Here is a 24,224-nt window from a genome sequence, read left to right as displayed (position 1 = left end):
CTCCTCGCGGTCACGCCAGCTGGTCGGCGATCGTCGACTCGGCCAGCAGGGACAGACCCTCGCGAATGTGCCGGGCCCACATCGAACCGATTCCGTCCACGGACTGCAGATCGTTGGCGCTGGCAGCCAGCACGCCCTGTAGCGAGCCGAAGGACCGGACCAGCAGGTCGACGTGCGCGAACTGCAGACGCGGAATGCCCGCCATCGCGCGGTAGCCGCGCGAACTCATCGCGGAATCCTGCGCCTCGAGGGTCGACGGGTAGCCGAATACCCTGGCCAGCGCCGTGAAGTCGAGGAGCTCGTTGTCGCTGAGCGTGTCAAGCTCGTCCAGCGTGGCCATTACCTGTGCCGTGGACGGCGGATCCGGGGCGGCGTGGTAGTCCCGCGCGATCAGTTCGCGTGCGGTGTCGTTGTCGCCGACCAGTTCCTCGAGCTGCAGTTTGAGCTGGCGCCCGTTGGTGCCGAGTTCGACAACGTCGGCGTCGATCTCGAGGCTGATGCGGCGCACCATCTCCAGTCGCTGAACCACGGTCATCACGTCGCGGAGCGTGACGAAGTCCTCGATCTCGGCCGTCGAAAGCTGCCGGTTGACCTCGTCGAGACGCGCCTTGTAGCGCTCCAGCGTGGCGATGGTCTGATTCGCGCGCGACAGAATGGTCGCGGAATCGGGCACGACGTGCCGCTCACCCTCGACGTACACGGTGACGATATTCATCGAATGGCTCACGGAGACAACGGGATAACCGGTCTGCACGGCGGTGCGCTCGGCCGACCGGTGCCGCGTGCCCGACTCTTCGGTGGGGATCGAAGGATCGGTAACCAGCTGGACGTTGGCGCGCAGGATGCGGGTGCCGTCGCTGGACAACACGACGGCGCCGTCCATCTTGGACAGCTCGCGCAGCCGCGTGGGTGCGTAGGCGACGTCGAGGGCGAAGCCGCCGTCACAGATCGCCTCGACCGTGTCGTCGTAGCCGAGCACGATGAGCGCACCGGTGCGGCCGCGCAGAATGCGCTCCAGCCCGTCGCGAAGCGCGGTTCCCGGCGCGAGCTGCCCGAGGGTCTCCCGCAGCGTCGGTCGAGCGAGTTGCACGACGTTGCCGCGCGATGTCCTGGCAGCCTTCACGGCCATCAACCCTCCCTGCTCCGGCCGCCATTGTCTGCGATAGTCCTGAGAACCCGCAATGCCCCCGAGATGTTGTCTTCCGACATGACGGTCAGACCAGCGGGAACGTCCTTCACACCCGGCGGTACGACGGCACAGGTGAACCCGAGCCGAGCTGCTTCGGCGAGGCGCCGGTCCATGCCCGTGACCCTGCGAAGATCGCCCGCAAGACCGACCTCGCCGATGGCCACCACCGTCGACGGCATCGGTATGTCCGCGTAGGCCGAGGCGATTGCCAGGGCGACCGCCAAGTCCGAGGACGGATCCGTTAGCCGCATACCGCCGACCGTCGACAGGTAGATGTCGTTCTGGCCGACGTTCAGGTGGGCGCGCTTCTCCAGGACTGCGGTGATCATCGCCGCTCGGGCCGAGTCGATGCCGCTGACCGCCCGACGTGGCGAGGACGCGGTCGCCGAACCGATGAGCGCCTGCACCTCGCCGATGAGTGGCCGCTTGCCGTCGAGCGTCACCGTCACCGAGGTGCCGGACACCGGTTGCGGCCGCTGGTCCAAGAACAGGCCCGACGGATCGGCGACACATTCGATTCCGTTGTCGTGCAACAGAAAGCAGCCCACCTCGTCAGCAGCGCCGAAGCGGTTCTTCACGCCGCGCACCATCCGGAGGGCCGACGTGCGGTCACCCTCGAAGTGCAGCACGACGTCGACGAGGTGTTCCAGCGAGCGCGGCCCGGCGATGGCGCCGTCCTTGGTCACGTGGCCGACGAGGATGATCGCCACGCCGGTGGTCTTCGCCGCCATCGTCAGGGCCGTGGTCACCGCGCGCACCTGAGTGACGCCGCCCGTGACACCGTCGGCTTCGGTGGTCGACATGGTCTGCACCGAGTCGACGACGATGAGCGTCGGCCTGACCTGCTCGATGTGCCCGAGCGCGGTCTGTAAATCGGACTCGGCCGCGAGGAAGACCTCGTCGTGCGTGCAGCCTGTGCGCTCGGCCCGCAACCGGATCTGCCCCGCCGACTCCTCACCCGACAGGTAGAGCGCGCGGCGGCCGGCTTGCGCCCAGCGGTGCACGACCTCGAGCAGCAGCGTCGACTTGCCGACCCCGGGATCACCGGCCAGCAGCGTCACCGAGCCCGGGACTAGGCCGCCGCCGAGAACCCGGTCGAGCTCACTGACCCCGGTATGGATGTGCCTGGTGGAACCCGGATCGATCGAACTGATCGGCACCGCGGGTGAACTCGGAGCGACAGCCCGTGACCCCGAACCCGTGATGGGTGTGAGGACCGCGGTCTCCTCCACGGTGCCCCAGCTACCGCAGTCCGGGCACCGGCCGACCCACTTGGCAGTGACGTGTCGGCACTCCGAACAGCGGTGTTGTGAACGCGCCTTCGAACCCACCTTCGCCACGTGCTGACGGTATCCGTCGGCACCGACAGAACGTCGGCAGCGGGGGCTAGCCGCCGCCCGTGTCGGTTTCGGCGCCTGCCTCGACCGGGGCCGCTCGGCGAGGCGCTTCACCCGCGGAGATCGGCACGACGATCTCCTTCTGGCCCGAACGCTCGAACGTGAAGGTGAACGGGTAGTTCAATCCGTTGCTGATCGGCTGGGTCAACTGGACGGCGGCCTGCACGGTGTCGGCCCCCTCGGTGGCATCCAGCGGGCTTGGCGTACCGTCCGGCGTCCCGACGACCAGGGTCCCGGCGGCCGGCACTCGGAGATCGCCGGTAAGGCTCACGGTGCCGACGCTGGACGTGATCGACACCAGGCGGTCGTCCTTCTCGGCCGACTCGTTGACGGCCACGAACAACAGCTCGACGTCGCTGCCGGGCTGCACGTAGTCGGCGGTCTGAGTGGCGCGCAGGTGAATATTGCGGAGCGCGATACCGCTGGAGGGGTCACCGACCCAGGTGAGGGTGCCGTTGACCGCAGGCGCCTGGTTGGCACTCTGCGAGATCTGGCCTGCGCTGCAACCGGACAGGGCGAGGACGGCGGTCAGGCCGCAAGCCGCCAGTGCGACGGCGGAAGACCGCGATTTCAAGGGCGTCACTCAAGCCTCCTGCTCGGGCGACGGGACGACCGTGACGAACGTCCCGTGTGTCGACTATTGAGAGTAGTAGGTGGCGGTGGGCGGTGGAAGTCGAGGGCTGGTGAGTGGCCCGAGATCGCTCCTGCGGACCGGCCGACGGTGCGTCCGGATCAGCGGGTCGGGGTTTGCCGGACAACACGCGTGTTGCATGGATTCGTCACCGTGTCAACCCCTAGTCTTCACCCGCCGTGCCCCTGACCTGCATCGTTGCGCAACGCGTGTCTTAGCCCCGTGCTAACATTGGGTTGTGAAAGGGGCTCGAATCTGATGATTTTCAAGGTCGGAGACACCGTCGTCTATCCACATCACGGTGCTGCGTTGATCGAGGCGATCGAAACCCGAACCATCAAGGGCGAGCAGAGGGAGTATCTCGTCCTCAAGGTAGCTCAGGGCGATCTCACCGTTCGGGTTCCCGCAGACAACGCCGAGTATGTCGGCGTTCGTGATGTAGTGGGTCAGGAGGGTCTCGACAAGGTCTTCCAGGTTCTGCGTGCCCCGCATACCGAGGAGCCGACCAACTGGTCGCGTCGGTATAAGGCGAACCTCGAGAAGCTGGCCTCCGGTGACGTGAACAAGGTTGCCGAGGTCGTCCGCGATCTGTGGCGTCGCGATCAGGAGCGCGGGCTGTCCGCAGGCGAGAAGCGCATGCTGGCCAAGGCTCGGCAGATCCTCGTGGGTGAGCTCGCGTTGGCCGAGAACACCGACGAGGAAAAGGCCGAAACCATTCTCGACGAGGTTCTCGCCGCCGCTTCCTGACGTTCCAAGCGGGCACGTCGGTGCGGCGACGACCGCTGGTGCGAAGAGCAATGAACCTCAGAATCGGTTTGGGCACCGACGTACACCCGATTGAAGCCGGCCGTCCGTGCTGGTTGTTGTGCTTGTCCTTCGACGATGCTGACGGCTGTGCCGGGCATTCGGACGGAGACGTCGCCGCGCACGCCCTCTGCGACGCACTGCTGAGCGCTGCCGGTCTCGGCGATCTCGGCAGCGTGTTCGGCACCGACCGCGACGAGTGGCGAGGCGCCAGTGGGACGGACATGCTCCGCCACGTGCACGGGATGCTGCGTGCCGAGGGGTTCCGGGTGGGCAACGCCGCCGTTCAGGTGATCGGCAACAGGCCGAAGGTGGGTCCTCGTCGCTCCGAGGCGCAGCAGTTGCTCTCCGAACTCCTGGATGCGCCGGTGTCGGTGTCGGCGACCACTACCGACGGCCTTGGCCTCACCGGTCGCGGCGAAGGCCTGGCGGCCATTGCTACCGCTTTGGTCGTCGGTGTTGACGATTGAGGCCTGACGGGCCGGTAAGCTGGCCCGTCGTGACCGATCAGGCCCTGCGACTTCACGACACCATGACGGGTGTGGTGCGTGACTTCGTCCCGCTGCGTGACGGCCATGCATCGATTTACCTGTGTGGCGCCACCGTCCAGGGATTGCCCCACATCGGTCACGTCCGCAGCGGTGTCGCGTTCGACGTGTTACGTCGCTGGCTGACGGCGAAGGGTTTCGACGTCGCGTTCATCCGCAACGTCACCGACATCGACGACAAGATCCTCAACAAGGCTGCCGACGCCGGCCGGCCGTGGTGGGAGTGGGCCGCCACCTACGAGCGAGCGTTCACCGCGGCGTACGACGCACTCGGTGTGCTGCCGCCGTCGGCCGAACCGCGCGCCACCGGCCACATCACCCAGATGGTCGAGCTGATCGAGCGACTGCTGGCCGACGGACACGCGTACACCGGTGGCGGAGACGTCTACTTCGACGTCCTGAGCTTTCCCGACTACGGCAAGTTGTCCGGCCACCGGATCGACGACGTGCACCAGGGTGAGGGCGTCGCGACGGGCAAGCGCGACCCACGCGACTTCACGTTGTGGAAGGGCGCCAAGCCGGGCGAACCGTCGTGGCCGACGCCGTGGGGCCCCGGTCGGCCCGGCTGGCACACCGAATGCGTCGCGATGTGCGAGACGTATCTCGGCCCGGCGTTCGACATTCACGCCGGCGGGATGGACCTCGTCTTCCCGCACCACGAGAACGAGATCGCCCAGGCGCGGGCGGCGGGCGACGGCTTCGCGCAGTACTGGATGCACAACGGCTGGGTCACCATGGGTGGCGAGAAGATGAGCAAGTCGCTCGGCAACGTGCTGGCGATCCCGGCCGTGCTTCAGCGTGTCCGGCCCGCGGAACTGCGCTACTACCTCGGCAGCGCGCACTACCGGTCGATGCTGGAGTTCTCTGAGAACGCGCTTCAGGATGCGGTCAAGGCCTATACCGGCGTCGAGGAGTTTCTGCACAGGGTACGTAGCCGCGTGGGCACGGTCGTGCCCGGTGAGTGGACCGAGAAGTTCGGGGCCGCGCTCGACGACGATCTGGCCGTCCCCTCTGCCCTCGCCGAGGTGCACGCCGCGCGCGCCGAGGGCAACCGCGCCCTCGACGCGGGCGATCACGACGCGGCGATGGCGTATGCGAGGTCCATCAGGGCGATGATGGGCATCCTCGGCTGCGACCCGCTCGACGAGCGTTGGGAATCACGCGACGAGACGTCCGCTGCCCTCGCGGCGATCGACGAACTGGTGCAGTGGGCGCTGGCGAGTCGCGCCGAGGCCCGCGAACAGCGAAACTGGGCTCAGGCCGACGAGATTCGCGACCGGCTCAAGGCGGCGGGCATCGACGTCACCGATACCGCCGACGGACCGCAATGGGCGCTCCTCGACGGAGATGCCAAGTCGGCCAAGGCCGTCGGAGACGGCAAGTCGGCCAGGGCCGACAGAGGGGTTTAGACGAAGATGGCAGGCAACTCCCAACGGCGCGGCGCGGTGCGCAAGGCCGGCACCAAGAAGGGGCCGACGATTGGCTCCGGCGGTGTACGACGTCGCGGGCTCGAAGCAAAGGGCGCCACTCCGCCGGCGAGCGCCCGACCCCACCACCCCGCAGGCAAGCGGGCCGCAAAAGCCGCACGGTCGGACCAGGGGCGCCACAAGAAGACCGATGAGACCGAGGTCGTGCTCGGCCGGAACCCCGTGCTGGAGTGTTTGCGTGCGGGAGTTCCCGCCACCGCACTCTGGGTGGTCCTCGGGACCGAGTCCGACGAGCGCCTCGCCGAATCAGTGCAGCGGGCCGCCGACAAGGGCATCGCGATCCTCGAAGTGCAGAAGCATGACCTCGACCGCATCAGTTCGAATGGCCTGCACCAGGGCATCGCACTACAGGTACCGCCGTACAACTATGCACACCCCGACGACCTGCTGCGGGCGGCTAACGCTGATGCGACGCCGGCCCTGCTGGTGGCGTTGGACAACATCTCCGACCCGCGGAACCTCGGCGCGATCGTTCGGTCCGTGGCGGCGTTCGGCGGGCACGGCGTACTGATCCCGCAGCGCCGGTCGGCGTCGGTGACGGCGGTCGCGTGGCGCACCAGTGCGGGTGCCGCGGCACGGCTTCGCGTCGGACGCGCCACCAATCTGACTCGGACACTGAAGAGTTGGGCCGACGAGGGCCTGCAGGTGGTCGGTCTGGACGCGGGCGGTGACACCGAACTCGACGAACTCGACTGCACCGGGCCGATGGTCGTCGTCGTCGGATCCGAGGGCAAGGGACTCTCGCGCCTGGTGCGGGAGAACTGCGATGCGATCGTCTCGATCCCGATGGCCGGGCCGACGGAATCGCTCAACGCATCCGTGGCGGCGGGGGTCGTGCTTGCGGAGATCGCCCGCCAGAGGCGATAGCCGCGACGCCATGGACAACCAGCGCTGGTTGACGATGCATCGACACCCACAGACACAAGGGGTGGCAACGGCTTGAATGATGAGATGAGCGCTTTCCCAACGGAACTACGCACGCCAAGCGGATCTGACCTCGTTCATCGGGCAGGCCGGATTTCGCGCGGCCTCGGCCACACCAACCGCCGCGGCGTTCCTGTCGGTGCTACGCGGAAACGTCGGCCGGGGGTGAGCCGCTACTTGGTGGAATGCACCATCGACCCCGCCAAAGCGAACGTCTTGGCGGCCCTGCGCGCCGAGCATTACGAGTTCCTCATCGCCCACCGCGGCGACATCGTTTTCGGCGGCCCGGCCCGTGCCTGCCCCGGCAGACCACCGCAGACGATGGTGATCGTCGTGGAAGCCGCGTCTAATGAGGCCGCGGAGGCATTCATCGACGCCGAACCCTACAACCGCAACGGCGACTTCGCCCGCCTCATCGTCCGACCATGGAGCCAGGTGCTGCCGGAAATTAGCTCGGGGTCGTTGCAGAAGACCCTTGGAGCGGAACGTGCCGCACGGGGGTGAGACCCTGCAGTAGGACGTGATCAACTCTCTGCCCCGGCCTTTGGGTGCTTCTGGAGACTTGACAATTGTGGTGTATATGCAACAATGTCCGAGTGGCCGTTTCTCCCATTGACGAGATCGTTGGTGAATGCCTGGCAGTCCGTGTCCGGCTGATCGGCCGCGCCGTTACCGCACTCTATGACGGTGCCCTCGAGACCCACGGGCTGAGCATCGCCCAGGTCAATCTTCTGGCCGCCCTCGGCAAGATTGGTCCTTGTCCTCCGGTAAGACTGGGCGAGGTGCTGCACCTGGAGAGGTCGACGGTCAGTCGCAATCTGAACCTGCTACGCAAGCACGGCTGGATCGAGGCCGTGTCCTCAGATGCGAAGGGTGTGCGAGAGATCGCGCTCACCCGGGCCGGGCAGAAGAAAGTCGAATCGGTGATGCCCGATTGGCGGCGAGCCCAGGAGGAGGCCGCGCTACTCCTCGGGACGGGCGGCGTGAAGATGGTCCGAACGATCGCAAACAGCTTCGGGCACATACCAGTCGACTAACCGTCCCTCAATCGACGATCAAGTCGTCAACCGTTGATGTATATACAACAAAAGGATAAATATCATGAACACACATTTCGAGAACGCCGTGGTACTGGTCACCGGCGCCTCGCGAGGTATCGGTCGGGACGTCGCACTGGCCTTTGCCCGGCAAGGCGCATCCGTGATTCTGGCGGCCCGGTCGGTCGAACGACTCGATCGGGTCGCCCAGGAGATTCGCGACCTCGGCCAGGAGGCGCTGGCAGTGCCGACCGACATGACTTCCCCCGCGGCAGTGACCATGCTGGTCGAGGCGGCGATGAACCGATTTGGTCGCATCGACGTGCTGGTGAACAATGCCGGTATCGCCAAGGTAGGCACCATCGAGTCGGTGACGTTCGAAGAAGACCTGCGAGACACGCTGCAGGCGAGCCTGTTCGGGATGATTCACGTGACTCAGCGGGTGCTTCCGATACTTCGGCAACAGGGATCGGGCACGGTCGTCAACATGTCCTCGGTGATGGGCCGCAAGGCGTTCGCTCGCTTCGGCTCCTACGCAATCGTGATGCACTCGGTCTCGGCGTTCTCCGATGCGCTTCGCCAAGAGGTGGCCGGAACGGACATCCGGGTTTCGGTGATCCATCCCGCCCTCACCGCGACCGACCTGTTGCGAACGGTCGACGAGACGCAGATGCCCGCCCCGTTCCGGCACATGACGCCACTGCAGTCTGAAGACGTCGCGCGCTCGGTGGTCGCCGCGGTGCGTCGTGGCAAGCGCCGCGTCGTATTGCCGCGCACCGCGAACATGCTGTTGCTCGGCGAAGCACTCTCACCTCGCATCGGCGACCTCATCGCCTCGGCCTTGACCATGCGCCCGGTCGCCCGCCTGCTGCGAATGAGCCGAGGAATCACCTACCACGAAGCGATCTCGAGTCACTAGTTCGAGCACACCGGTCAGACCCCGAACAAATGGATCCCGGCCCATAGGCCCAGCACAGCAACACCAAGCGTGACCGGCACGGTGAACAGCCCGACGCGGCTAAACTCGAGGAACCCGGCGGGTCGGCGTTCGCGCTGAACCACGCTGCGCCACAGCAGGTTCGACAACGAGCCGGGGTAGGTGAGGTTCGGTCCGACGTTGACCCCGATCAGCACGGCCAGCACCACGGCCGGACCCATCCCGGAAACCAGCGGCAGGAGCACGAGCACCGCGGGGAGGTTGTTGACCACGTTGGACAACACCGCGGCGGCGGCCGCGATGCCGAGTAGAGCGGGCAACGTCGTGCCGGTGGGCAGCACGTGACGCATCGCGTCGTCGAGACCGTGCTCCATCACCGCGGTCACCACGACGCCGAGGCACAACACGAACGCCAGGAACGGCACGTTGGCGGCCAACGCGATCCCCGTGACCGTGCTGCGTCGGCGAAGCAGGCCGCGCACGCCGAGCAACACAGCTCCGGCGAGCGCCGCCCAGGCCGGCGCCATGTCGAGGAGCGACGCGACCGCGAACCCGACCAGTGTCAGAGCCAGCACGACGAATTCGAAGATCGGCAGCTCCGCGGGCGGCGGACTCACCGGAGTCGCAGGCTTCTCGCCGAGATCGCGGCGGAAGAACCAGCGCAGTAAGACGTACTCCGCGGCGATCGCCAGGAGCCAGGGCAACGCCATCACGGCGCTGAAGTGAGCGAAGGTCAGACCGGCCGCGCTGAAGGCGAGCAGGTTGGTCAGGTTGGACACCGGCAGCAGCAGGGACGCAGTGTTGGCCAAGTGCGCGGTGGCGAAGGCGTGGGGGCGGGGCGGAATACCAAGTGTCCCAGCGGTCGCCAGCACGACGGGGGTCAACAGAACGACGGTGGCATCGAGGCTCAGCACCGCCGTCGTCGTCGCGGCGATGACGAAGACCGTGCCCATCAGCCACTGCGGTTCGCCCGCACTGCGGCGGGCCATCGCCACCCCGGCGGCGTGGAACAGGCCTTCGTCGTCACACAGCTTGGCCAACACCAACACCGCGGCGAGAAACCCGACGACCGGCAGCAGTTCCTTGACCTCGGCGACGGCATCGTCGAGCGAGACCACCCCCAGCGCGATCAACAGGCCTGCTGCGGGCACGGCCGCTACGGCTTCCGGCCAGCCCCTCGGCCGGAACATGGCGAACACCAGCACCATGGCCAGCGCACCAAGCGCTAGCGTCAGCCCCACGGATCAGCACGTTCCCAGAGTGTCGGGAGATGAAGGGCCACCGCATCTTCGGAAGCCAGCCTGGTCAGCACCCGCATCGACACGTCGAGGTCGTCACCGGCGTAGGGCAGTGCGCGCAGCGGCTCGTGCAGCGGGCGGAAGAAATCGTCCCAGTGGATCAGGACGACCCGCCTGGCACCGACCGCGCGCACCGCCTCGTTCCAGTAGTCGACCACATAGTGCTCCGGCTGCAGGCCCAGCTGCCCGACACCGAGGTAGACGACGTCGGCGCGCTGTCCCCGCAGTGCGCCGGGGATGAAGCCCGCGCTGCCGACGGCGAGCAACCGCCGGTCCGACGAGCGATGGTGGATCAGCGTCGACCACGACTCTCCGCACCGGTAGGTCGACGCCTTGACTGGCGGAACGACGGGTGCGGTGATGACGCCGGGGAAACGATCGGGTGGGCAGTGGTCACCGACGACGAGAGTTACGTCGAAGGCGCCCAAAGACACTGGCTCCCCGGGTGTGACGACGACGAGCCTGTCGTCGGGCAGGCCCGCGCCGCGGCCGAGGTGGGCGGCCGAGTCGCCACCGACCACCTTGGCGCCCGTTAGCCGGGCGACCACCGCGGAGTCCATCGCGTGGTCGAAGTGGGTGTGGACAGGTATGACCGCGTCGAGTCGTTCGACGCCGAGGCGGGTCAGGCAACCGTCGATGCGAGGCAGTGACGGGGCCAGCTTGCGCGCGCCGACGGTCAGCAACGCGGGGCGGGAGAAGAACCCGTCCGTCATCAGAGCCGACTCGCCGTCGTCGATCAGCAGTGTGGTGACGCCCGCCCACGTCACGGTCAGCGGGGACTGCGTCGTCGCAGCTGGTTGGTCGAAGTAGCCGCGGTAGTCGGCGAGCTTCGGCCGTCCGAGCTTGAGCCGCATCAGGTGAACGCCTTCAACGCGACGCCGTCGGCGGTCAGCCGGTCGCGGACGGCGGTGGCGATACGCACGGCGCCGGGTGAATCTCCATGCACGCAAACCGATTCCACGGTGATCGGAATGGTCGAACCGTCGACGGCCGAGACGCTGCGGTGGCCGACCATCGAGGCCACCCGGTCCGCAATCGCGTCCGCTTCGTCCAACAGGGCGTTGGGTTCGCGGCGCGAGACCAGTCCTCCGTCGGGCCGGTACCCGCGGTCCGCGAATGCCTCGGGGACGGTGCGCAACCCGAGGCTGCCCGCCGCGGTGAAGAATGCCGAACCAGCCAGGCCCAGCACCGGCAGCCGGGGGTCGACGGCCCACACTGCCCGAGCGACGGCGGCCGCTTGGCCGTGGTCGGTGACGATCGTGTTGTACAGCGCTCCATGGGGTTTCACGTAGCTGACCGTCGACCCCGCTGCGGTGGCCAGGGCCTGCAGCGCACCGATCTGATACATCACGTCGGCGGTGAGGTCCTCGGGCGTCATGTCGATGTATCGCCTGCCGAAGCCGGCGAGGTCGCGGTAGCTCACCTGCGCCCCGATGCGGACTCCGCGCTGCGCTGCGGCTCGGCACACGCGTGCCAGCCCGGCCGGATCGCCCGCATGGAAGCCGCACGCCACGTTGGCACTGGTGATGACGTCGAGCATGGCGTCGTCGTCGCCCAACCGCCACACCCCGAAACCTTCGCCGAGGTCGGCGTTGAGGTCGACGGTCACGGCGGACACGACGGCAAGTCTACGGCGGGTGCCGCGGCGTCCGGCCATCCGTTCTCCGAGACGAACTCGGCCAACGGTCTGCCGAGTGCCCACCGGTCGACCTCGAGCGCGGGCCGGTCGGGGAAGTCGGGGACCGGGCCGATGCACAGGATCGCCACCGGCTCAGCGTCGTCGGGCATGCCGAGCAGCGTGCCGAGGCGGTCAGGATCGAAGATCGACACCCACCCCATGCCCAGACCTTCCGCCCGCGCGGCCAGCCACAGATTTTGGATGGCGCACGACACCGAGGCCAGATCCATCTGCGGCAGGGTGCGCCGGCCGAAGACGTGGCGGCCGCGACCCTCACCGAGTGCGACGACGAAGAGCTCGGCGCACTCGAGAACGCCCTCCACCTTCAGTCGGAGGAACTCGTCGCTACGCGGTCCCAGGGCAAGCGCCGTCTGCTGACGTTCGTCGGAGACGAGGCCGTGGATTCGTTGCCGCAGCCCGTGGTCGGTGATGCGGATGAACCGCCACGGCTGCATCAATCCGACGCTCGGCGCGGCGTGTGCTGCCTGGAGCAGTCGGCCCAGTACGTCCTCGGGCACCGCAGCGCCGGCCACGAACCGGCGCATGTCGCGCCGTTCCGCGATGGCCCGGTACACGGCCCGCCTCTCGTCCGCGCTGAACGCGTGCTCGCCCACGCGGGTCAGCGTACGTTCATGGGCGTGCGCACCGAGGTTCTGGTCACGGCAAGCGAACTGGGGCAGCTCATCTCGGACGAGGTGCCCCCGGTCATCCTGGACGTTCGCTGGCAGCTGGCGCAGCCGGACGGCCGCGCCGCCTACGAGGCGGGCCACGTCCCCGGCGCGGTGTACGTGTCCATGGAGGACGAACTCACCGATCACGGGGTGGCCGGTCGGGGCAGGCACCCGTTGCCGCCCGGACCCGAGCTGCAGGCCGCGGCGCGGCGGTGGGGAATCGACGCGGGCAGCGCCGTCGTGGTCTACGACGACTGGAATCGGGCAGGCTCGGCACGGGCCTGGTGGGTGCTGAAGGCGGCGGGTCTGAGTGACGTGCGCATCCTGGACGGCGGTGTCGCTGCGTGGACTGCGTCCGGCGGCGCATTGGAAACGGGTGCCGTCGCGCCCGAGCCTGGCAACGTCACCGTCGCCCACGACGACCTCTACGCGGGCGGCATGCCGACGTTGCGCGCGGACGACGCGGCGATGATCGGTGTCCGGTTGACCGATGCGCGGGCGCCGGAACGGTTCCGCGGTGACGTCGAGCCCGTCGACCCGGTCGCCGGTCACATCCCCGGCGCCGTCAACGTGCCGAGCACCTCACTGCTCGACGTCGACGGGACGTTCCTCGCGGACGCCGACCTCGCTGGAGCGTTGGCCGGTGTCACGGGCGCGTACTGCGGGTCGGGTGTCACCGCGTCGGTGGTCGTCGCGGCGTCGGCCGTGATCGGAGCGGACGTGGCGCTCTTTCCCGGATCGTGGTCGCAGTGGTGTGGCGAACCCACTCGTCCCGTCGCTACCGGCGGCTGACGCGCCGGCCGCCGATCGCCCAACACAGCAGGAAGATTGCGAACGAGATCGTGGTCACGAACACCGAGACCGGGACGCCGGGGGCCAGCGACAGCACGATGCCACCGACGGCCGAGATCTCGGCGAACACCACCGAGGCGACGATGGCCGCCGCGGGCGCGGTGAAGATGCGGGCGGCCGCTGCCGCGGGAGTGATCAGCAGGGACATCACCAGAAGGGCGCCCACGATCTGGACGCCTTGTGCGGCGGCGACGCCCACCAGAGCCGCGAAGACGATGCCGAGCGCGCGCACCGGCACACCGCGGCCAGCCGCTACGTCCGGATCGACCGTGGCGAACAGCAGCGGTCGGTAGCTCACCGCGAGCACGGCGACGACGAGCAGTGTGATCACACTGAGCAGCGCGAGCCCCGAGTAGCCGACACCCACGATCTGGCCCGTCAGCAGCGCGAAACTGGTGCCCGTCCGGCCGGGGTAGAGGTGGATGAACAGCACCGCGAGGCCGAGGCCGAACGCCAGGACGACGCCGATCGCGGAGTCGCGCTCGCGGGCACGTTGGCCGAGGAAGCCGAACAGTATTGCCGCCAGCGCACTTCCGACCAAGGCGCCCAGCCCGACGTTGAAGCCGGTGAGCAGTGCGAAGGACGCTCCCGTCAGCGACAGCTCACTGGAGCCGTGTACCGCGAAGGACATCTGCCGCATCACGATGAACGGCCCGATCAGCCCGGCCAGCAGTGCCAGGAGTGCCGCGGCGAGCAACGCCTGTTGGACGAAGTCGCGCCGCAACAGGTCAGCGGTGACGTCGAATGCGAACAGGTTTGCCAACAGGTCTGCCAGGCGGTCAGGCATGGTTCCGCCCGCTCGTGTGGCCCGAGTGGTCGTGCGCGGTCTCACTATGCTCGCCGACGACCACGTACTGCTCACCGATCTTCACGACCTGGATGTCGGCCCGGTAGAGCTCCGAGAGCGTCTCCGACGTCATCACTTCGGCGACGGTGCCGACGCGGAAGCGTCCGTCCACCAGATAGAGCACCCGGTCGACGTACGGCAGAACGGGATTAACCTCGTGCGTGACGAACAGCACGGCGGTGTCCGACTCCCGTCGACGTTGATCGATGAGCGCGGAGATCAGTCGGGCGTTGGCCGGGTCGAGGTTGAGCAGCGGCTCGTCGCACAGCAGCAGCGCGGGGTCGGTCGCCAGCGCCTGGGCGATCCGTACCCGCTGCAGCTCGCCGCCGGACATCACCCCGACCGGCACGTCGCCGAGGTGAATTCCGTTGACCTGTTCCAGTGCCCGGGCGACGATGGCGCGCTTCGCGGTCCGTTGACGTGGGCTGGTGATCCCCCACCGATGCCCGTCGAACCCGAGGCCGACCAGGTCGCATCCGCGTAGAGTCAGCCCCGCGACCATCGAACGATGTTGGGGCACATAGCCGATGCCGCCCACGACCTCGGCATTGCCCGCGCTGAGCGGCACCTCACCGAGCAGAACCTTAAGCAGCGACGTCTTTCCCGTGCCGTTGGGGCCGAGCACGGCGATGAACTCGCCTGGTCGCACCGTGAGCTCGAGGTGGTCCCACAGGACGCGTCCGCCGAACGCGAGGCGGGCGCCCGACAGTTCGACTACGGGGGGATCGTCAGACGCCACGGGTAGACATCATCGCGCCATGGCGGGGGCGCGGTCCAACTGGTCTGCGAACTCCTGGACCGTCTTGCGCTGCCAGCCCAGGTAGTCCAGGTCGTCCTGAAGCGTCTCGGCGACCGTCACGATGGGAATCCCCGCCTTGCGCGCGGCGTCCTGAATCTGGTTCGTCACGGGGGTCTCGGTCTGCTTGTTGACCACGACGGCCGACACCCGGTGGCCGTTGATCAGGTCCAGCATCGCCGCGACATCGGCGGGCGCGGGGTCGTCGCCCTCTTCGATGGCGCTGGCGAACGACTCCGGGGTGCGGTCGGCGATGCCGGCGTTGGCGAGCAGGTAGTGCGCGACGGGTTCGGTGGAGACGACGGCGGCGCCGGGGTGCTTGCGCCCGATGTCGCGTTCGGATGCGGCGATCGCGTCTGCCTGGGTGCCGAACGCGGCGGCGTTGTCGCGGTATGCGGTGGCGTTCGCCGGGTCGTCGCTCGCGAGGTGATCGGCGATGCTGACGGCGACCGCCTTGGCAGTCGCGAGGTCGTAGAACACGTGCTCGTTGGCGGGTTGGCCGTCCGGTTGCTGCGGGGTGAGCGAGTACGCGTCGACGGTGGTGACGTCCTGATGCTCGTGGAGGATGTCGTCGGCCCACTGGTCGTAGTGGCCGCCGTTGTAGACGACCAGCGTCGCGTCGGTGATCGCCGCGGCGTCCGAGGGTGTCGCCTCGTAGGAATGCGGGTCGTCGGCGGCACTGTCGAGGATCGAGTGGACGGTCGAGTGGTCACCCGCGACCGCCCTCGCGACGCTGCCCCAGACGTCGGTCGTGGCGACCACCGTCGGGGGGCCTGACCGGACCGGCGAAGCCGCCGTTCCGCACGCCGCGGCACCGAAGACGATCAAGGTGAGACCGAGCGCCAACACGGATTGGACGGGTTTGGGGCGAGCCACGACACGACCTCCTTATTACTAATGAAAACCATTTCCAATAATGGTAGGGCAAGGTCGGGTGACGTGCAAAGCCAGATGTGGGGACGCCCGGCCCGGGGTCAAGGGGTAGCAGGGCGCTGAACTCTAGGGGAATCCCCGATTCGCCACGTGGGGGAACGGGTCATCATTACTCCGATGACGTCGGAAGGGACGACGGCAAGGGGCACGGGCGGTAAGCAACACGAGATACGCCCGATGTGCGGGGGTCCTTGCAGTCGCGCTCGGCGTTGGTGTGGCGACGATGACCCATCCGGGCATCGCGGCTGCCGATCCAACGTCCGAGCCGTCCGCTGACGCGTCCGAAGTCGAGAGTCCGGCACGGGGAGGTCCGGATTCGAAGACGGAGCTCGGGGTGGTGTCGCCTAGGGGGTCGACACCATCCGCGGGGGCGGGCTCCGTCGAAGCCTGGTCGGGGTCCGACGATTCGTCGGACCCCGACCAGGCCATCGACTCCAATGAGTCGGCTGGCTCGACGGGGTCGACGGAGACCACGAACGAGCCCGCGCCCGGCGTCGTCGTGCGGAGCTCGGGTGGCGCGGTCACCTCGGGTGCGCTGGACCAGGCCACCGACACGCCGCAGACCGGGCTGGGACAAGCCACGTCCCAGGCGTCGTCGAGGATCTTCACGGGTGTGCTCGCGGCGGCGTTGGCTCCGTTCGTCGTACCCCTCCCGGGCAGCCCGGTCGAACCGCCGACGCTGTGGGCCGCACTCGCCTGGGTGCGAAGACAATTCGACCGCAGCACACTCGACCAGCGATCGAAGTTCATCGCCTACCCGCGGCGAACCGAGAAGGTGGACGCGGACGCGGCGGTGGACGCTCCCGGTGGGACCGTCGACCGGGTAGCCCGAGTGACGGGCCGAGTGACGGGTCGTGTCCACGTCGGCGCCGTTCCATTCAGCGTGGCAGCGTCGAACGGCCGGACGATCGACGTGCGTGCCCCGTCGAGCCCGCGGAGGCCGTCGTCACAGACACCATCGAGGTCGGCGACGGGCTCACCTACGGTCTGGCCGTCGTCGGAGACCGGCTCTACGTCCTCAACGGCTCCGACGACGCCGCGGGCAACGGCTTCGTCAAGATCATCGACACGTCGAGCAAGATGCCGATCGGGTCGGTCGAGGTCGGCAGCATGCCGTTCGCGCTGGCGGCCAGCGGAAGATCGCTGTACGTCGGCAATGCCGACGACGGCACCGCGTCGGTCGTCGACGTCATGACCAACAGGGTCGTCGACGTCATCGACGTCGGTACCAATCCGTTCGGTCTCGAGGTCACGGGTGACCGCCTGTACGTCGCCGATCACGCCGGAACGGTGTCGGTGATCGACTTGAACGACAACGCCGAGCTTGCCCGCTTCTCCATCGACGGCGATCCCTTCGGCGTCGCCGCCACCGCGGAGCGCGTCTACGTGACGGACTACGCGGGTGGCACGGTCGGGGTGGTCGACCAATCCACCAACACCGCGCTGGACACGGTCGTCTCGGCCGGATATCCCCCAACTGGCCAATCCGCTAGCGTCATGGAGCATGTCCAGAGGTCCTGTGCCGCGTCGGCGCGCAACCCTGGCTTCGTTGGCCGCCGAACTCAATGTCTCGCGCACCACGATCTCCAACGCCTACAACCGGCCCGACCAACTGTCGGCCGACCTTCGCGAGCGCGTGCTGGCGACCGCCAAGCAGTTGGGTTACGCCGGACCCGATCCGGTCGCGCGCTCGCTTCGCACCCGTCGCGCGGGCGCGGTCGGCCTGATCCTCACCGAACCGCTGAACTACTCGTTCCGCGACCCCGCGGCCCTCGACTTCGTCGCCGGACTCGCCGAATCGTGTGAGGAGGTGGGTCAGGGCCTGCTGCTGGTCGCGGCCGGTCCGAATCGCAGCGTGAGCGACGGCGCCGCGGCGGTGTTGTCGGCGGGCGTCGACGGGTTCGTCGTCTACTCGGCGTCCGATGACGATCCCTACCTGCAGGTGGTCACGCAACGCGCACTACCGATCGTGGTCGTCGACCAACCCAAGGACGTGCCGAGCGCGTCGCGAGTGTGCATCGACGACCGCGCCGCGATGCGCGGCGTCGCGGAATACGTCATCGGGCTGGGGCACCGGGACATCGGGGTGCTCACGATGCGGCTGGGACGTGAGTGGCCCCACGGCGACGCCAAGTCCGCCGTCGCCGACCCCGAACGTGCGGGCACCCCGCACTTTCACGTCCAGCGGGAGCGCATCCAGGGTGTCCACGACGCCATGAAGAATGCTGGGCTGCGCACGGATTCGTTGACGGTCGTGGAGAGCTACGAGCATCTGCCGACGTCCGGCGGAAGTGCGGCCGAGATGGCGCTCGAGGTCAACCCCCGCATCACGGCGCTGATGTGCACCACCGACGTACTTGCGCTCTCGGCGATGGATTATCTACGCGCACATGGCATTTACGTGCCGGGGCAGGTAACCGTGACCGGTTTCGACGGCGTGCCGGACGCCCTGGCACGGGGACTCACGACGGTCAAGCAACCCAGCGTCGAGAAGGGCCGTCGGGCCGGCTACCTGCTGCACAACCCGCCATGCTCGGGTCTGCCCGCGATCGAGGTGCTGGAGACCGAACTGGTGCGCGGTCGGACGTCGGGCCCGGCCGCCTAGCGTCGTCGCTCGAGCAGATACGCCAGCGCCTCGGCGACGTGCTCGGGCGACTCGACGCGGTAGACCGCGAGCGTCTCGCCCGGGCCGACCTTCACGCCCACGTCCGCGTCACGCATCCGACGGAACGCGTTCTCGTCGGTGACGTCGTCGCCGAAGAACGTGACGGCCGTGGCGTCGGTTTCCCGTCGCAGGACGTCGACGGCCTCGCCCTTGTCGGTGGAGATGACGGCGAACTCCAATACCCGCTTGCCCGCGGTGATCTCGGCACCCAACGCCTCGCCGACCATCCGCGCCGCGGCGAGCGCGGCCGATCCGTCGGCCGCCGATGCGTTGCGCACGTGAAGCGCCACGCTGGCAGGCTTCGGCTCGACGGTGACCCCGGGCTTCCCCTCGGCGATCGCGTGCAACTCCGCAGTGATCGTGGACAACAGCGCCTCGTCGACTTCGAGGGCGAAACCGCTGTCGAACTCGGCGCCGTGGCTGCCGACGAGGTGCACGTTCGACGGCATTGCGGAGTACTCGCGGAGTACGGCCAGTGCCCGCCCCGACACGAGTACGACGTCGGTGGACGGCAGCGCGGCCAATGCGATCAAGGCCTCCGCCGCGCGCGGCAGCGGGCGAGCATCGGCGGGGTTGTCCACGATCGGCGCGAGCGTGCCGTCGAAGTCGGAGGCGACGAGCAGGCGAGGCGTCGCAGCGGCCTCGTCGAGCGCGCGGGTGAGGTCTGCCGGGAACTCGGTCACCGGTCAGATCTTAGGGTGTTCCCCGTCGCCGATCAGCAGCCGAATCGCAAGGTCCAGTCGCTTGCTGACGTCCGTTGCCGAGGCGCGGCGGGTTAGCCATGCCAGGAGGTTGGAGAGCCACACGTCGGAGATGACGCGCGCGATGTGGAACTGGTCCTCGGTGGGCTCACCGTCGCTCATCGCGCGGGCGAACATCGAGTCCATCAACTTGCCGACGTGATCAACCTCACCCGCCGCGGACGCGTCCGCGAACACGAAGGCCCTAGTCATGGCCTCGGTCAGCAGGGGATTGCGCTGCATCGAGCGGTTCAGTTTGCCGACCATGACGTTGAGCCGCTGATAAGGGGTTCCGCCCGCCAGCGACGCCCGGTCGGTCTTGGCGTCGATCCGCTCGAACTCACGGCCCAGCGCGGACACCAGGAGGTGGACCTTGGAGGGGAAGTATCGGTAGAGCGTGCCCACCGCGACATCGGCGCGTTCGGCGACCGCACGCATCTGAACTGCCTCGTAACCGCCCTTCGAGGCGATGGCGAGGGTGGCGTCGAGGATGCGCTTGCGGCGTTCGCGCTGCGCCTCGGATCCGAGTTCGGACTCGGCCAGAACGGCCACGTTCATCACCTGGCGGGGGCCGGCGGTCGAATCAGACCCCGAACCCGAACTTGTTGCTGCTGGCAGCGAAGAGCCGGACATGCGGCGGGCAGCTCCTTCGTAGTACGCACTAGGGAAAAACGATACGCACGCGGATCAGAAATTTCTCACCTCCGTGCCCCCGGACAATCGACGTGTCCTGCTGTAATGGCAGTCGACTTGACGTTGGAACGCTGGCACCATTAGAACACGTTCTAGTGAGAAGCACGGCCTTCTCTCCAAGGCCAAGGAGGGCCCGGCGATGGCTCATACAGGTTCGGTACCCGCCACCGGCACCGAGGAACAGTTTGCAGCGCGAGAACTCGTCAGGAGTTGGGCCGCTTCGTCGGGTGCCATCGCCGCGGTGCGCAGCGTCGAGCAGGGCGATTCAGAGGCGTGGCGGGCGGCGTACGACGGGCTGGCCCAACTGGGGACGTTCGGCGTGGCCGTGTCCGAGGAGCTCGGCGGTGCGGGCGGCAGCGTGGAGGACCTGTGCGTGATGGTCGACGAGGCGGCCGCGGCGCTGGTGCCCGGTCCCGTCGCGTCGACGGCGCTGGCGACGCTGGTGATCACCGACGAGAAGGTGCTCGACGCCCTGACCTCGGGACAGCGCACGGCGGGGATGGCTCTGCGGTCCGACATCACCTTCGACGGGACGACGGCTACCGGTACGGCGACGTTCGTGCTCGGTGGTCTGGTGGACGGCCTGCTCGTGCTGCCCGCCAGGGGGCAGGAGCGAAGCGACTCGGGGAATGACGAAGGTGACGACTGGATCCACGTCGACGCCACCGCAGCGGGGGTCACGGTCGAACGGCTCGAGGCCACCGACTTCTCCCGACCGCTGGCCAGCGTCGAGTTGACGTCCGCGCCCGCCACCAGGATCGAGCTGCCCTACCAGCACGTCGCCGACCTGGCCGCGACCGTGCTGGCTGCCGAAGCCGCCGGGCTGGCCCGCCGGCTGCTCGACGTCGCGACCGAGTACGCGAAGGTACGCGAGCAGTTCGGCAAGCCGATCGGCAGCTTCCAGGCCGTCAAGCACATGTGCGCCGAGATGCTGCTGCGGTCACAGCAGATCGCCGTTGCGGCGGCCGACGCCGCCGCGGTCGCCGACCCCGACGATGGGCAGCTGTCGATTGCGGTGGCAGTCGCATCGGCGATCGGCATCGAGGCCGAGAAGGTCAACGCCCGCGACTGCATACAGGTGCTCGGTGGCATTGGCATCACCTGGGAGCACGACGCGCACCTGTACCTGCGCCGCGCCTACGCCAACGCGCAGTTCCTGGGCGGCAGATCGTTCTGGCTGAGGCGCTGCGCGCAGCTGACCCGCGACGGCGTCCGTCGCCAGCTCCACGTCGACGTCGCCGACGGCGAGGACATCCGGGCCGAGGTCGCCGGGGTCGCCGCGGACATCGCGGCGCTTCCCGAGGAGAAGCGCCAGGCCGCCCTTGCCGAGACGGGGTTGATGGCGCCACACTGGCCCAAGCCGTACGGGCGCGAGGCCTCACCTGCCGAGCAGTTGGTCATCGACCAGGAACTCGAGGCGGCAGGCGTCGTGCGGCCCGACATCTCGATCGGGTGGTGGGCGGCGCCCACGATCCTGGGGCACGGGAGTCCGGAGCAGATCGAGAAGTTCATTCCCGGCACCTTGAACGGCGACGTGTACTGGTGCCAGCTGTTCAGTGAGCCGGGGGCTGGTTCAGACCTTGCGGCGTTGCGCACCAAGGCCGTTCGCACGGATGGGGGCTGGCTGCTCACCGGGCAGAAGGTGTGGACGTCCAACGCGCACCGCGCGGACTGGGGCATCTGTCTGGCTCGGACGGACCCGAGCGCTCCAAAACACAAGGGCATCACGTACTTCCTGGTGAACATGCGCTCGCCGGGCATCGACATCCGTCCCCTCCGCGAGATCACCGGTGAAGCCCTCTTCAACGAGGTCTTCTTCGACGAACTGTTCGTGCCCGACGACATGGTGGTCGGGCCGGTGGACGGGGGTTGGCCGCTGGCCCGTACGACGCTGGCCAACGAGCGCGTCGCGATCGCCGCCGGCGGGGCGCTCGACAGGGGTATGGAGCACCTGCTGGAGGTCATCGGCGACGGTGACGTCGACCCCGCCGAGGCCGATCGACTCGGCGCGCTGATCGTCGCGGCTCAGGTCGGGGCACTCCTCGACCAGCTGATCGCGCAGATGGCCGTCGGAGGTCATGACCCCGGTGCCCCGTCGAGCGTGCGCAAGCTCATCGGCGTGCGGTACCGGCAGAACCTCGCCGAGGCGATCATGGATTCTCACGACGGTTCGGGCATCGTCGACTCGCCCGACGTGCGGTCCTTCCTCAACACCCGGTGTCTGTCGATCGCGGGCGGCACCGAACAGATCCTGCTCAACCTCGCGGGCGAGCGACTGCTGGGGCTGCCGCGCTGAGGGGTGCCTAGGTCGCCCGGAAATTCATCGCGACGCCGTTCATGCAATAGCGCAGCCCGGTCGGTTCCGGGCCGTCGTCGAAGACGTGACCCAGGTGCCCGCCGCATCGGCGACACCGCACCTCGGTGCGCGGCATGCCCAGGGTGTCGTCCTGCTTCTCGATCACCGCGTTGTCCAAGGCCTTCCAGAAGCTTGGCCAGCCGGTGCCGCTGTCGAACTTGGTGGTCGACGAGAACAGATCGAGAGCGCAACCCGCACAACCGAATACACCCGTCCGGTGCTCGTCGTTCAACGGACTGGTGAACGGCCTCTCGGTGCCCGCGGTGCGGAGTACGTCGTACTGCTCTGCGCGCAGGAGGGTGCGCCACTCGGCATCGGAGTGGCTGACCTCGAAGGTTTCGGTCGACTCCCTGGGAGTGTCGGCCCCTGCGACGTCTCGTAGCCATCCGCAACCGGTGAGCGCGCCGAGCATCGCCGTGCCCACGAGCAGGTGCCGCCGGTTCATCCCTCGAACGGTAGGCCTCGCGGACCCTCGCACCCGGATCGGCGCGTCATTTCGTCAGCCTCCGGTAACAACCGCTGCGAGTCCTGGCGGCCCATGTGGCAGGACACTGGTCGCATGGTGGCGAACCGCAAGAGGCTGACCCTGGGTGGTGGTCTCGCGGTGCTCGGGGTGGCGGCGGCCGCGTTCATCGGAGTGCAGTCCGGCAGCATCCCCAGACCCGCGGTGCTCGCGGGAATCGGCACGGCGTCCTCGTTCGTCGTTCCCGCGCCGCAGGTCGACGAACCGGCGGCGGCGTCGGGTGCGCAGGAGACGGCGGTGCTCGCTGGGGGCTGCTTCTGGGGCGTCCAAGGAGTGTTCCAGCACGTCAAGGGCATCACCAAGGCGGAATCCGGCTACGCCGGCGGTCAACAGGCGGCGGCCGACTACGAGACCGTCAGCACCGGGACCACCGGGCACGCCGAGTCGGTGCGCATCACCTACGACCCCACCCAGGTCACTTTCGGCCAACTCCTGCGGATCTACTTCTCCGTGGTGCAGGACCCGACCCAACTCAACCGTCAGGGTCCCGACGAGGGCACCCAGTACCGATCCGCGATCTTCGCGCAGGACGCCACCCAGCAGCGGGTCGCGGAGGGCTACATCGCTCAGCTCTCACAGGCCGCAGTCTTTCCCGGACCGATCGTGACGAAGGTCGAGCCGAACACCGGGTTCTTCCCCGCCGAGCAGTACCACCAGGACTTCCTGAACTCGAACCCGTCGTATCCGTACATCGCGATGAACGACATGCCCAAGCTCGACGATCTCGAGCGGTTGTTTCCCGACGAGTACCGCGCGCAGCCGGTGCTGGTCGGCAAGATGGACTAAACGGCAGGGCAGCTCTCTCCTGGGACTGACTCGACTTCACGACTACGTGGTGCAGAAAACGCGCATAGCGCGTAGTTCGGGTGTCTGTTGGGAGATAGGACCGGGCGTTCGATGAGCTCGCTCGGGGGTACGTGGTCTGGGCGCAGGCCGTCGGACTGGTGAGGTTCACTCCGCCGTAGACGACCTGGATGAACGCGCACACGTTGTAGTCGGCGTCGGTCTTCGGCTGCCCGGTGGCCCAGTCGACCGTCCGAGTGTTGCCGTGCACCATGAACTTCTGCGGCGGGCCGCCGCCGAAGTAGACCGTCGGGAACTCGACGGGTCCGATCGACTTCATCATCCGCGTGTTGGGCGCATTGAAGTCGGAGTCGAGGTAGACCATCCGGTTCGACGACCGCAGGGTGGTGTTCTGCCTCGCGTAGAAGTCGTCGG

25 protein-coding genes are annotated in these 24,224 nt (G+C 67.9%); 11 read left to right on the top strand and 14 right to left on the bottom strand.

Features of this window, described 5'->3' with window-relative positions:
• Positions 1-10 precede the first annotated feature (10 nt).
• The 3 genes from disA to VET27_RS02125 are packed head-to-tail and all read right to left on the bottom strand — an operon-like array spanning position 11 to position 3,169.
• Positions 11-1,129, bottom strand: a complete 1,119-nt coding sequence (gene disA / locus VET27_RS02135; RefSeq protein ID WP_526514730.1) for a DNA integrity scanning diadenylate cyclase DisA — start codon at positions 1,127-1,129, stop codon at positions 11-13.
• Entirely contained in the window at positions 1,129-2,529 is a 1,401-nt protein-coding gene (radA, locus tag VET27_RS02130) for a DNA repair protein RadA (RefSeq protein WP_526514729.1), read from the bottom strand. Before radA ends, disA begins: the two co-directional genes overlap by 1 nt.
• 46 nt (positions 2,530-2,575) lie before the next feature.
• Positions 2,576-3,169 carry a copper chaperone PCu(A)C domain-containing protein gene (locus VET27_RS02125; protein WP_526514728.1) on the bottom strand — a complete coding sequence of 198 codons (594 nt, stop codon included), beginning with the start codon at positions 3,167-3,169 and terminating at the stop codon, positions 2,576-2,578.
• A gap of 306 nt (positions 3,170-3,475) precedes the next feature.
• Between VET27_RS02125 and carD the strand changes: the two genes are divergently transcribed.
• The 7 genes from carD to VET27_RS02090 all read left to right on the top strand — a co-directional run bounded on the left by carD (position 3,476) and on the right by VET27_RS02090 (position 8,936).
• The gene (gene carD / locus VET27_RS02120; RefSeq protein WP_526514727.1) at positions 3,476-3,964 is read left to right on the top strand and encodes an RNA polymerase-binding transcription factor CarD; all 489 of its coding nucleotides are present in this window, start codon (positions 3,476-3,478) and stop codon (positions 3,962-3,964) included.
• Positions 3,965-4,014: 50 nt separating this feature from the next.
• A complete protein-coding gene (gene ispF / locus VET27_RS02115; protein ID WP_526514726.1) occupies positions 4,015-4,491 on the top strand; it encodes a 2-C-methyl-D-erythritol 2,4-cyclodiphosphate synthase in 477 nt (158 codons plus the stop codon).
• A gap of 29 nt (positions 4,492-4,520) precedes the next feature.
• Positions 4,521-5,978: a cysteine--tRNA ligase gene (gene cysS, locus VET27_RS02110; protein WP_526514725.1), complete on the top strand. Its 1,458-nt coding sequence runs from the start codon at positions 4,521-4,523 to the stop codon at positions 5,976-5,978.
• 6 nt (positions 5,979-5,984) lie between these two features.
• Positions 5,985-6,923, top strand: coding sequence for a 23S rRNA (guanosine(2251)-2'-O)-methyltransferase RlmB (rlmB, locus tag VET27_RS02105; protein ID WP_526514724.1), 939 nt, complete (start codon positions 5,985-5,987; stop codon positions 6,921-6,923).
• 222 nt (positions 6,924-7,145) lie between these two features.
• Complete coding sequence (locus tag VET27_RS02100; RefSeq protein ID WP_526514723.1) at positions 7,146-7,484, top strand: YciI family protein; 339 nt, start codon at positions 7,146-7,148, stop codon at positions 7,482-7,484.
• Positions 7,485-7,576: 92 nt separating this feature from the next.
• Positions 7,577-8,017: a MarR family winged helix-turn-helix transcriptional regulator gene (locus tag VET27_RS02095; protein ID WP_526514722.1), complete on the top strand. Its 441-nt coding sequence runs from the start codon at positions 7,577-7,579 to the stop codon at positions 8,015-8,017.
• 64 nt (positions 8,018-8,081) lie between these two features.
• A complete protein-coding gene (locus VET27_RS02090) occupies positions 8,082-8,936 on the top strand; it encodes an SDR family NAD(P)-dependent oxidoreductase (protein ID WP_526514721.1) in 855 nt (284 codons plus the stop codon).
• Between the two features lie 14 nt (positions 8,937-8,950).
• Here VET27_RS02090 and VET27_RS02085 read toward each other — a convergent pair whose 3' ends face one another.
• Genes VET27_RS02085 through bluB form a run of 4 tightly spaced genes read right to left on the bottom strand, consistent with a single transcriptional unit; the run spans position 8,951 to position 12,544 of the window.
• Complete coding sequence (locus VET27_RS02085; RefSeq protein WP_526514768.1) at positions 8,951-10,189, bottom strand: SLC13 family permease; 1,239 nt, start codon at positions 10,187-10,189, stop codon at positions 8,951-8,953.
• Complete coding sequence (locus VET27_RS02080) at positions 10,186-11,106, bottom strand: MBL fold metallo-hydrolase (protein WP_526514720.1); 921 nt, start codon at positions 11,104-11,106, stop codon at positions 10,186-10,188. Before VET27_RS02080 ends, VET27_RS02085 begins: the two co-directional genes overlap by 4 nt.
• The gene (locus VET27_RS02075) at positions 11,106-11,909 is read right to left on the bottom strand and encodes a LamB/YcsF family protein (protein WP_526514719.1); all 804 of its coding nucleotides are present in this window, start codon (positions 11,907-11,909) and stop codon (positions 11,106-11,108) included. Before VET27_RS02075 ends, VET27_RS02080 begins: the two co-directional genes overlap by 1 nt.
• Complete coding sequence (gene bluB / locus VET27_RS02070; protein WP_526514718.1) at positions 11,858-12,544, bottom strand: 5,6-dimethylbenzimidazole synthase; 687 nt, start codon at positions 12,542-12,544, stop codon at positions 11,858-11,860. The genes VET27_RS02075 and bluB overlap by 52 nt, the downstream gene beginning before the upstream one ends.
• Positions 12,545-12,562: 18 nt before the next feature.
• Between bluB and VET27_RS02065 the strand changes: the two genes are divergently transcribed.
• A complete protein-coding gene (locus tag VET27_RS02065; RefSeq protein WP_526514717.1) occupies positions 12,563-13,393 on the top strand; it encodes a sulfurtransferase in 831 nt (276 codons plus the stop codon).
• Here VET27_RS02065 and VET27_RS02060 read toward each other — a convergent pair.
• From VET27_RS02060 to VET27_RS02045, 4 genes are all read right to left on the bottom strand, one after another.
• Positions 13,380-14,240, bottom strand: coding sequence for a metal ABC transporter permease (locus tag VET27_RS02060; RefSeq protein WP_526514716.1), 861 nt, complete (start codon positions 14,238-14,240; stop codon positions 13,380-13,382). The genes VET27_RS02065 and VET27_RS02060 overlap by 14 nt on opposite strands.
• Positions 14,233-15,039: a metal ABC transporter ATP-binding protein gene (locus VET27_RS02055; protein WP_526514715.1), complete on the bottom strand. Its 807-nt coding sequence runs from the start codon at positions 15,037-15,039 to the stop codon at positions 14,233-14,235. Before VET27_RS02055 ends, VET27_RS02060 begins: the two co-directional genes overlap by 8 nt.
• Before the next feature lie 9 nt (positions 15,040-15,048).
• Positions 15,049-15,972 carry a metal ABC transporter solute-binding protein, Zn/Mn family gene (locus VET27_RS02050; protein ID WP_526514714.1) on the bottom strand — a complete coding sequence of 308 codons (924 nt, stop codon included), beginning with the start codon at positions 15,970-15,972 and terminating at the stop codon, positions 15,049-15,051.
• 1,067 nt (positions 15,973-17,039) lie between these two features.
• Positions 17,040-17,222 carry a hypothetical protein gene (locus VET27_RS02045; protein ID WP_526514771.1) on the bottom strand — a complete coding sequence of 61 codons (183 nt, stop codon included), beginning with the start codon at positions 17,220-17,222 and terminating at the stop codon, positions 17,040-17,042.
• 311 nt (positions 17,223-17,533) lie between these two features.
• Here VET27_RS02045 and VET27_RS02040 point away from each other — a divergent pair, with 311 nt between their 5' ends.
• The gene (locus VET27_RS02040) at positions 17,534-18,634 is read left to right on the top strand and encodes an Rv3575c family transcriptional regulator (protein ID WP_526514767.1); all 1,101 of its coding nucleotides are present in this window, start codon (positions 17,534-17,536) and stop codon (positions 18,632-18,634) included.
• On the opposite strand, the gene otsB is transcribed toward VET27_RS02040, so the two are convergent.
• Together otsB and kstR are read right to left on the bottom strand one after the other, a co-directional pair.
• On the bottom strand, positions 18,631-19,377 hold the full coding sequence (gene otsB / locus VET27_RS02035; RefSeq protein WP_526514713.1) for a trehalose-phosphatase: 747 nt from the start codon (positions 19,375-19,377) through the stop codon (positions 18,631-18,633). The two genes, VET27_RS02040 and otsB, sit on opposite strands and share 4 nt — an antisense overlap.
• A gap of 3 nt (positions 19,378-19,380) precedes the next feature.
• The gene (gene kstR / locus VET27_RS02030) at positions 19,381-19,986 is read right to left on the bottom strand and encodes a cholesterol catabolism transcriptional regulator KstR (protein WP_526514712.1); all 606 of its coding nucleotides are present in this window, start codon (positions 19,984-19,986) and stop codon (positions 19,381-19,383) included.
• Between the two features lie 280 nt (positions 19,987-20,266).
• On the opposite strand from kstR, the gene VET27_RS02025 reads away from it, so the two are divergent.
• On the top strand, positions 20,267-22,423 hold the full coding sequence (locus VET27_RS02025; protein WP_526514711.1) for an acyl-CoA dehydrogenase family protein: 2,157 nt from the start codon (positions 20,267-20,269) through the stop codon (positions 22,421-22,423).
• Between the two features lie 7 nt (positions 22,424-22,430).
• Here the strand turns inward: VET27_RS02025 and msrB are convergent, their stop codons facing one another.
• Complete coding sequence (gene msrB, locus VET27_RS02020; RefSeq protein ID WP_526514710.1) at positions 22,431-22,928, bottom strand: peptide-methionine (R)-S-oxide reductase MsrB; 498 nt, start codon at positions 22,926-22,928, stop codon at positions 22,431-22,433.
• Between the two features lie 114 nt (positions 22,929-23,042).
• On the opposite strand from msrB, the gene msrA reads away from it, so the two are divergent.
• A complete protein-coding gene (msrA, locus tag VET27_RS02015) occupies positions 23,043-23,792 on the top strand; it encodes a peptide-methionine (S)-S-oxide reductase MsrA (RefSeq protein WP_526514709.1) in 750 nt (249 codons plus the stop codon).
• The last annotated feature ends 432 nt before the right edge of the window (positions 23,793-24,224 follow it).

The sequence above is a fragment of the Mycobacterium sp. genome, from assembly GCF_035633495.1.
Taxonomy (GTDB): Bacteria; Actinomycetota; Actinomycetes; order Mycobacteriales; family Mycobacteriaceae; genus Mycobacterium.
This window is presented reverse-complemented; position numbering and strand designations above follow the sequence as displayed.

Excerpts from the sequence above, each read along its gene's own strand:
- disA (WP_526514730.1), bottom strand. The coding sequence starts at position 1,129 with ATGGCCGTGAAGGCTGCCAGGACATCGCGCGGCAACGTCGTGCAACTC.
- carD (WP_526514727.1), top strand. The coding sequence starts at position 3,476 with ATGATTTTCAAGGTCGGAGACACCGTCGTCTATCCACATCACGGTGCT.
- ispF (WP_526514726.1), top strand. The coding sequence starts at position 4,015 with ATGAACCTCAGAATCGGTTTGGGCACCGACGTACACCCGATTGAAGCC.
- rlmB (WP_526514724.1), top strand. The coding sequence starts at position 5,985 with ATGGCAGGCAACTCCCAACGGCGCGGCGCGGTGCGCAAGGCCGGCACC.
- VET27_RS02090 (WP_526514721.1), top strand. The coding sequence starts at position 8,082 with ATGAACACACATTTCGAGAACGCCGTGGTACTGGTCACCGGCGCCTCG.
- VET27_RS02080 (WP_526514720.1), bottom strand. The coding sequence starts at position 11,106 with ATGCGGCTCAAGCTCGGACGGCCGAAGCTCGCCGACTACCGCGGCTAC.
- VET27_RS02075 (WP_526514719.1), bottom strand. The coding sequence starts at position 11,909 with ATGGCCGGACGCCGCGGCACCCGCCGTAGACTTGCCGTCGTGTCCGCC.
- VET27_RS02065 (WP_526514717.1), top strand. The coding sequence starts at position 12,563 with ATGGGCGTGCGCACCGAGGTTCTGGTCACGGCAAGCGAACTGGGGCAG.
- VET27_RS02060 (WP_526514716.1), bottom strand. The coding sequence starts at position 14,240 with ATGCCTGACCGCCTGGCAGACCTGTTGGCAAACCTGTTCGCATTCGAC.
- VET27_RS02045 (WP_526514771.1), bottom strand. The coding sequence starts at position 17,222 with ATGACGTCGACGACCGACGCGGTGCCGTCGTCGGCATTGCCGACGTAC.
- VET27_RS02040 (WP_526514767.1), top strand. The coding sequence starts at position 17,534 with ATGTCCAGAGGTCCTGTGCCGCGTCGGCGCGCAACCCTGGCTTCGTTG.
- VET27_RS02025 (WP_526514711.1), top strand. The coding sequence starts at position 20,267 with ATGGCTCATACAGGTTCGGTACCCGCCACCGGCACCGAGGAACAGTTT.
- msrB (WP_526514710.1), bottom strand. The coding sequence starts at position 22,928 with ATGAACCGGCGGCACCTGCTCGTGGGCACGGCGATGCTCGGCGCGCTC.
- msrA (WP_526514709.1), top strand. The coding sequence starts at position 23,043 with ATGGTGGCGAACCGCAAGAGGCTGACCCTGGGTGGTGGTCTCGCGGTG.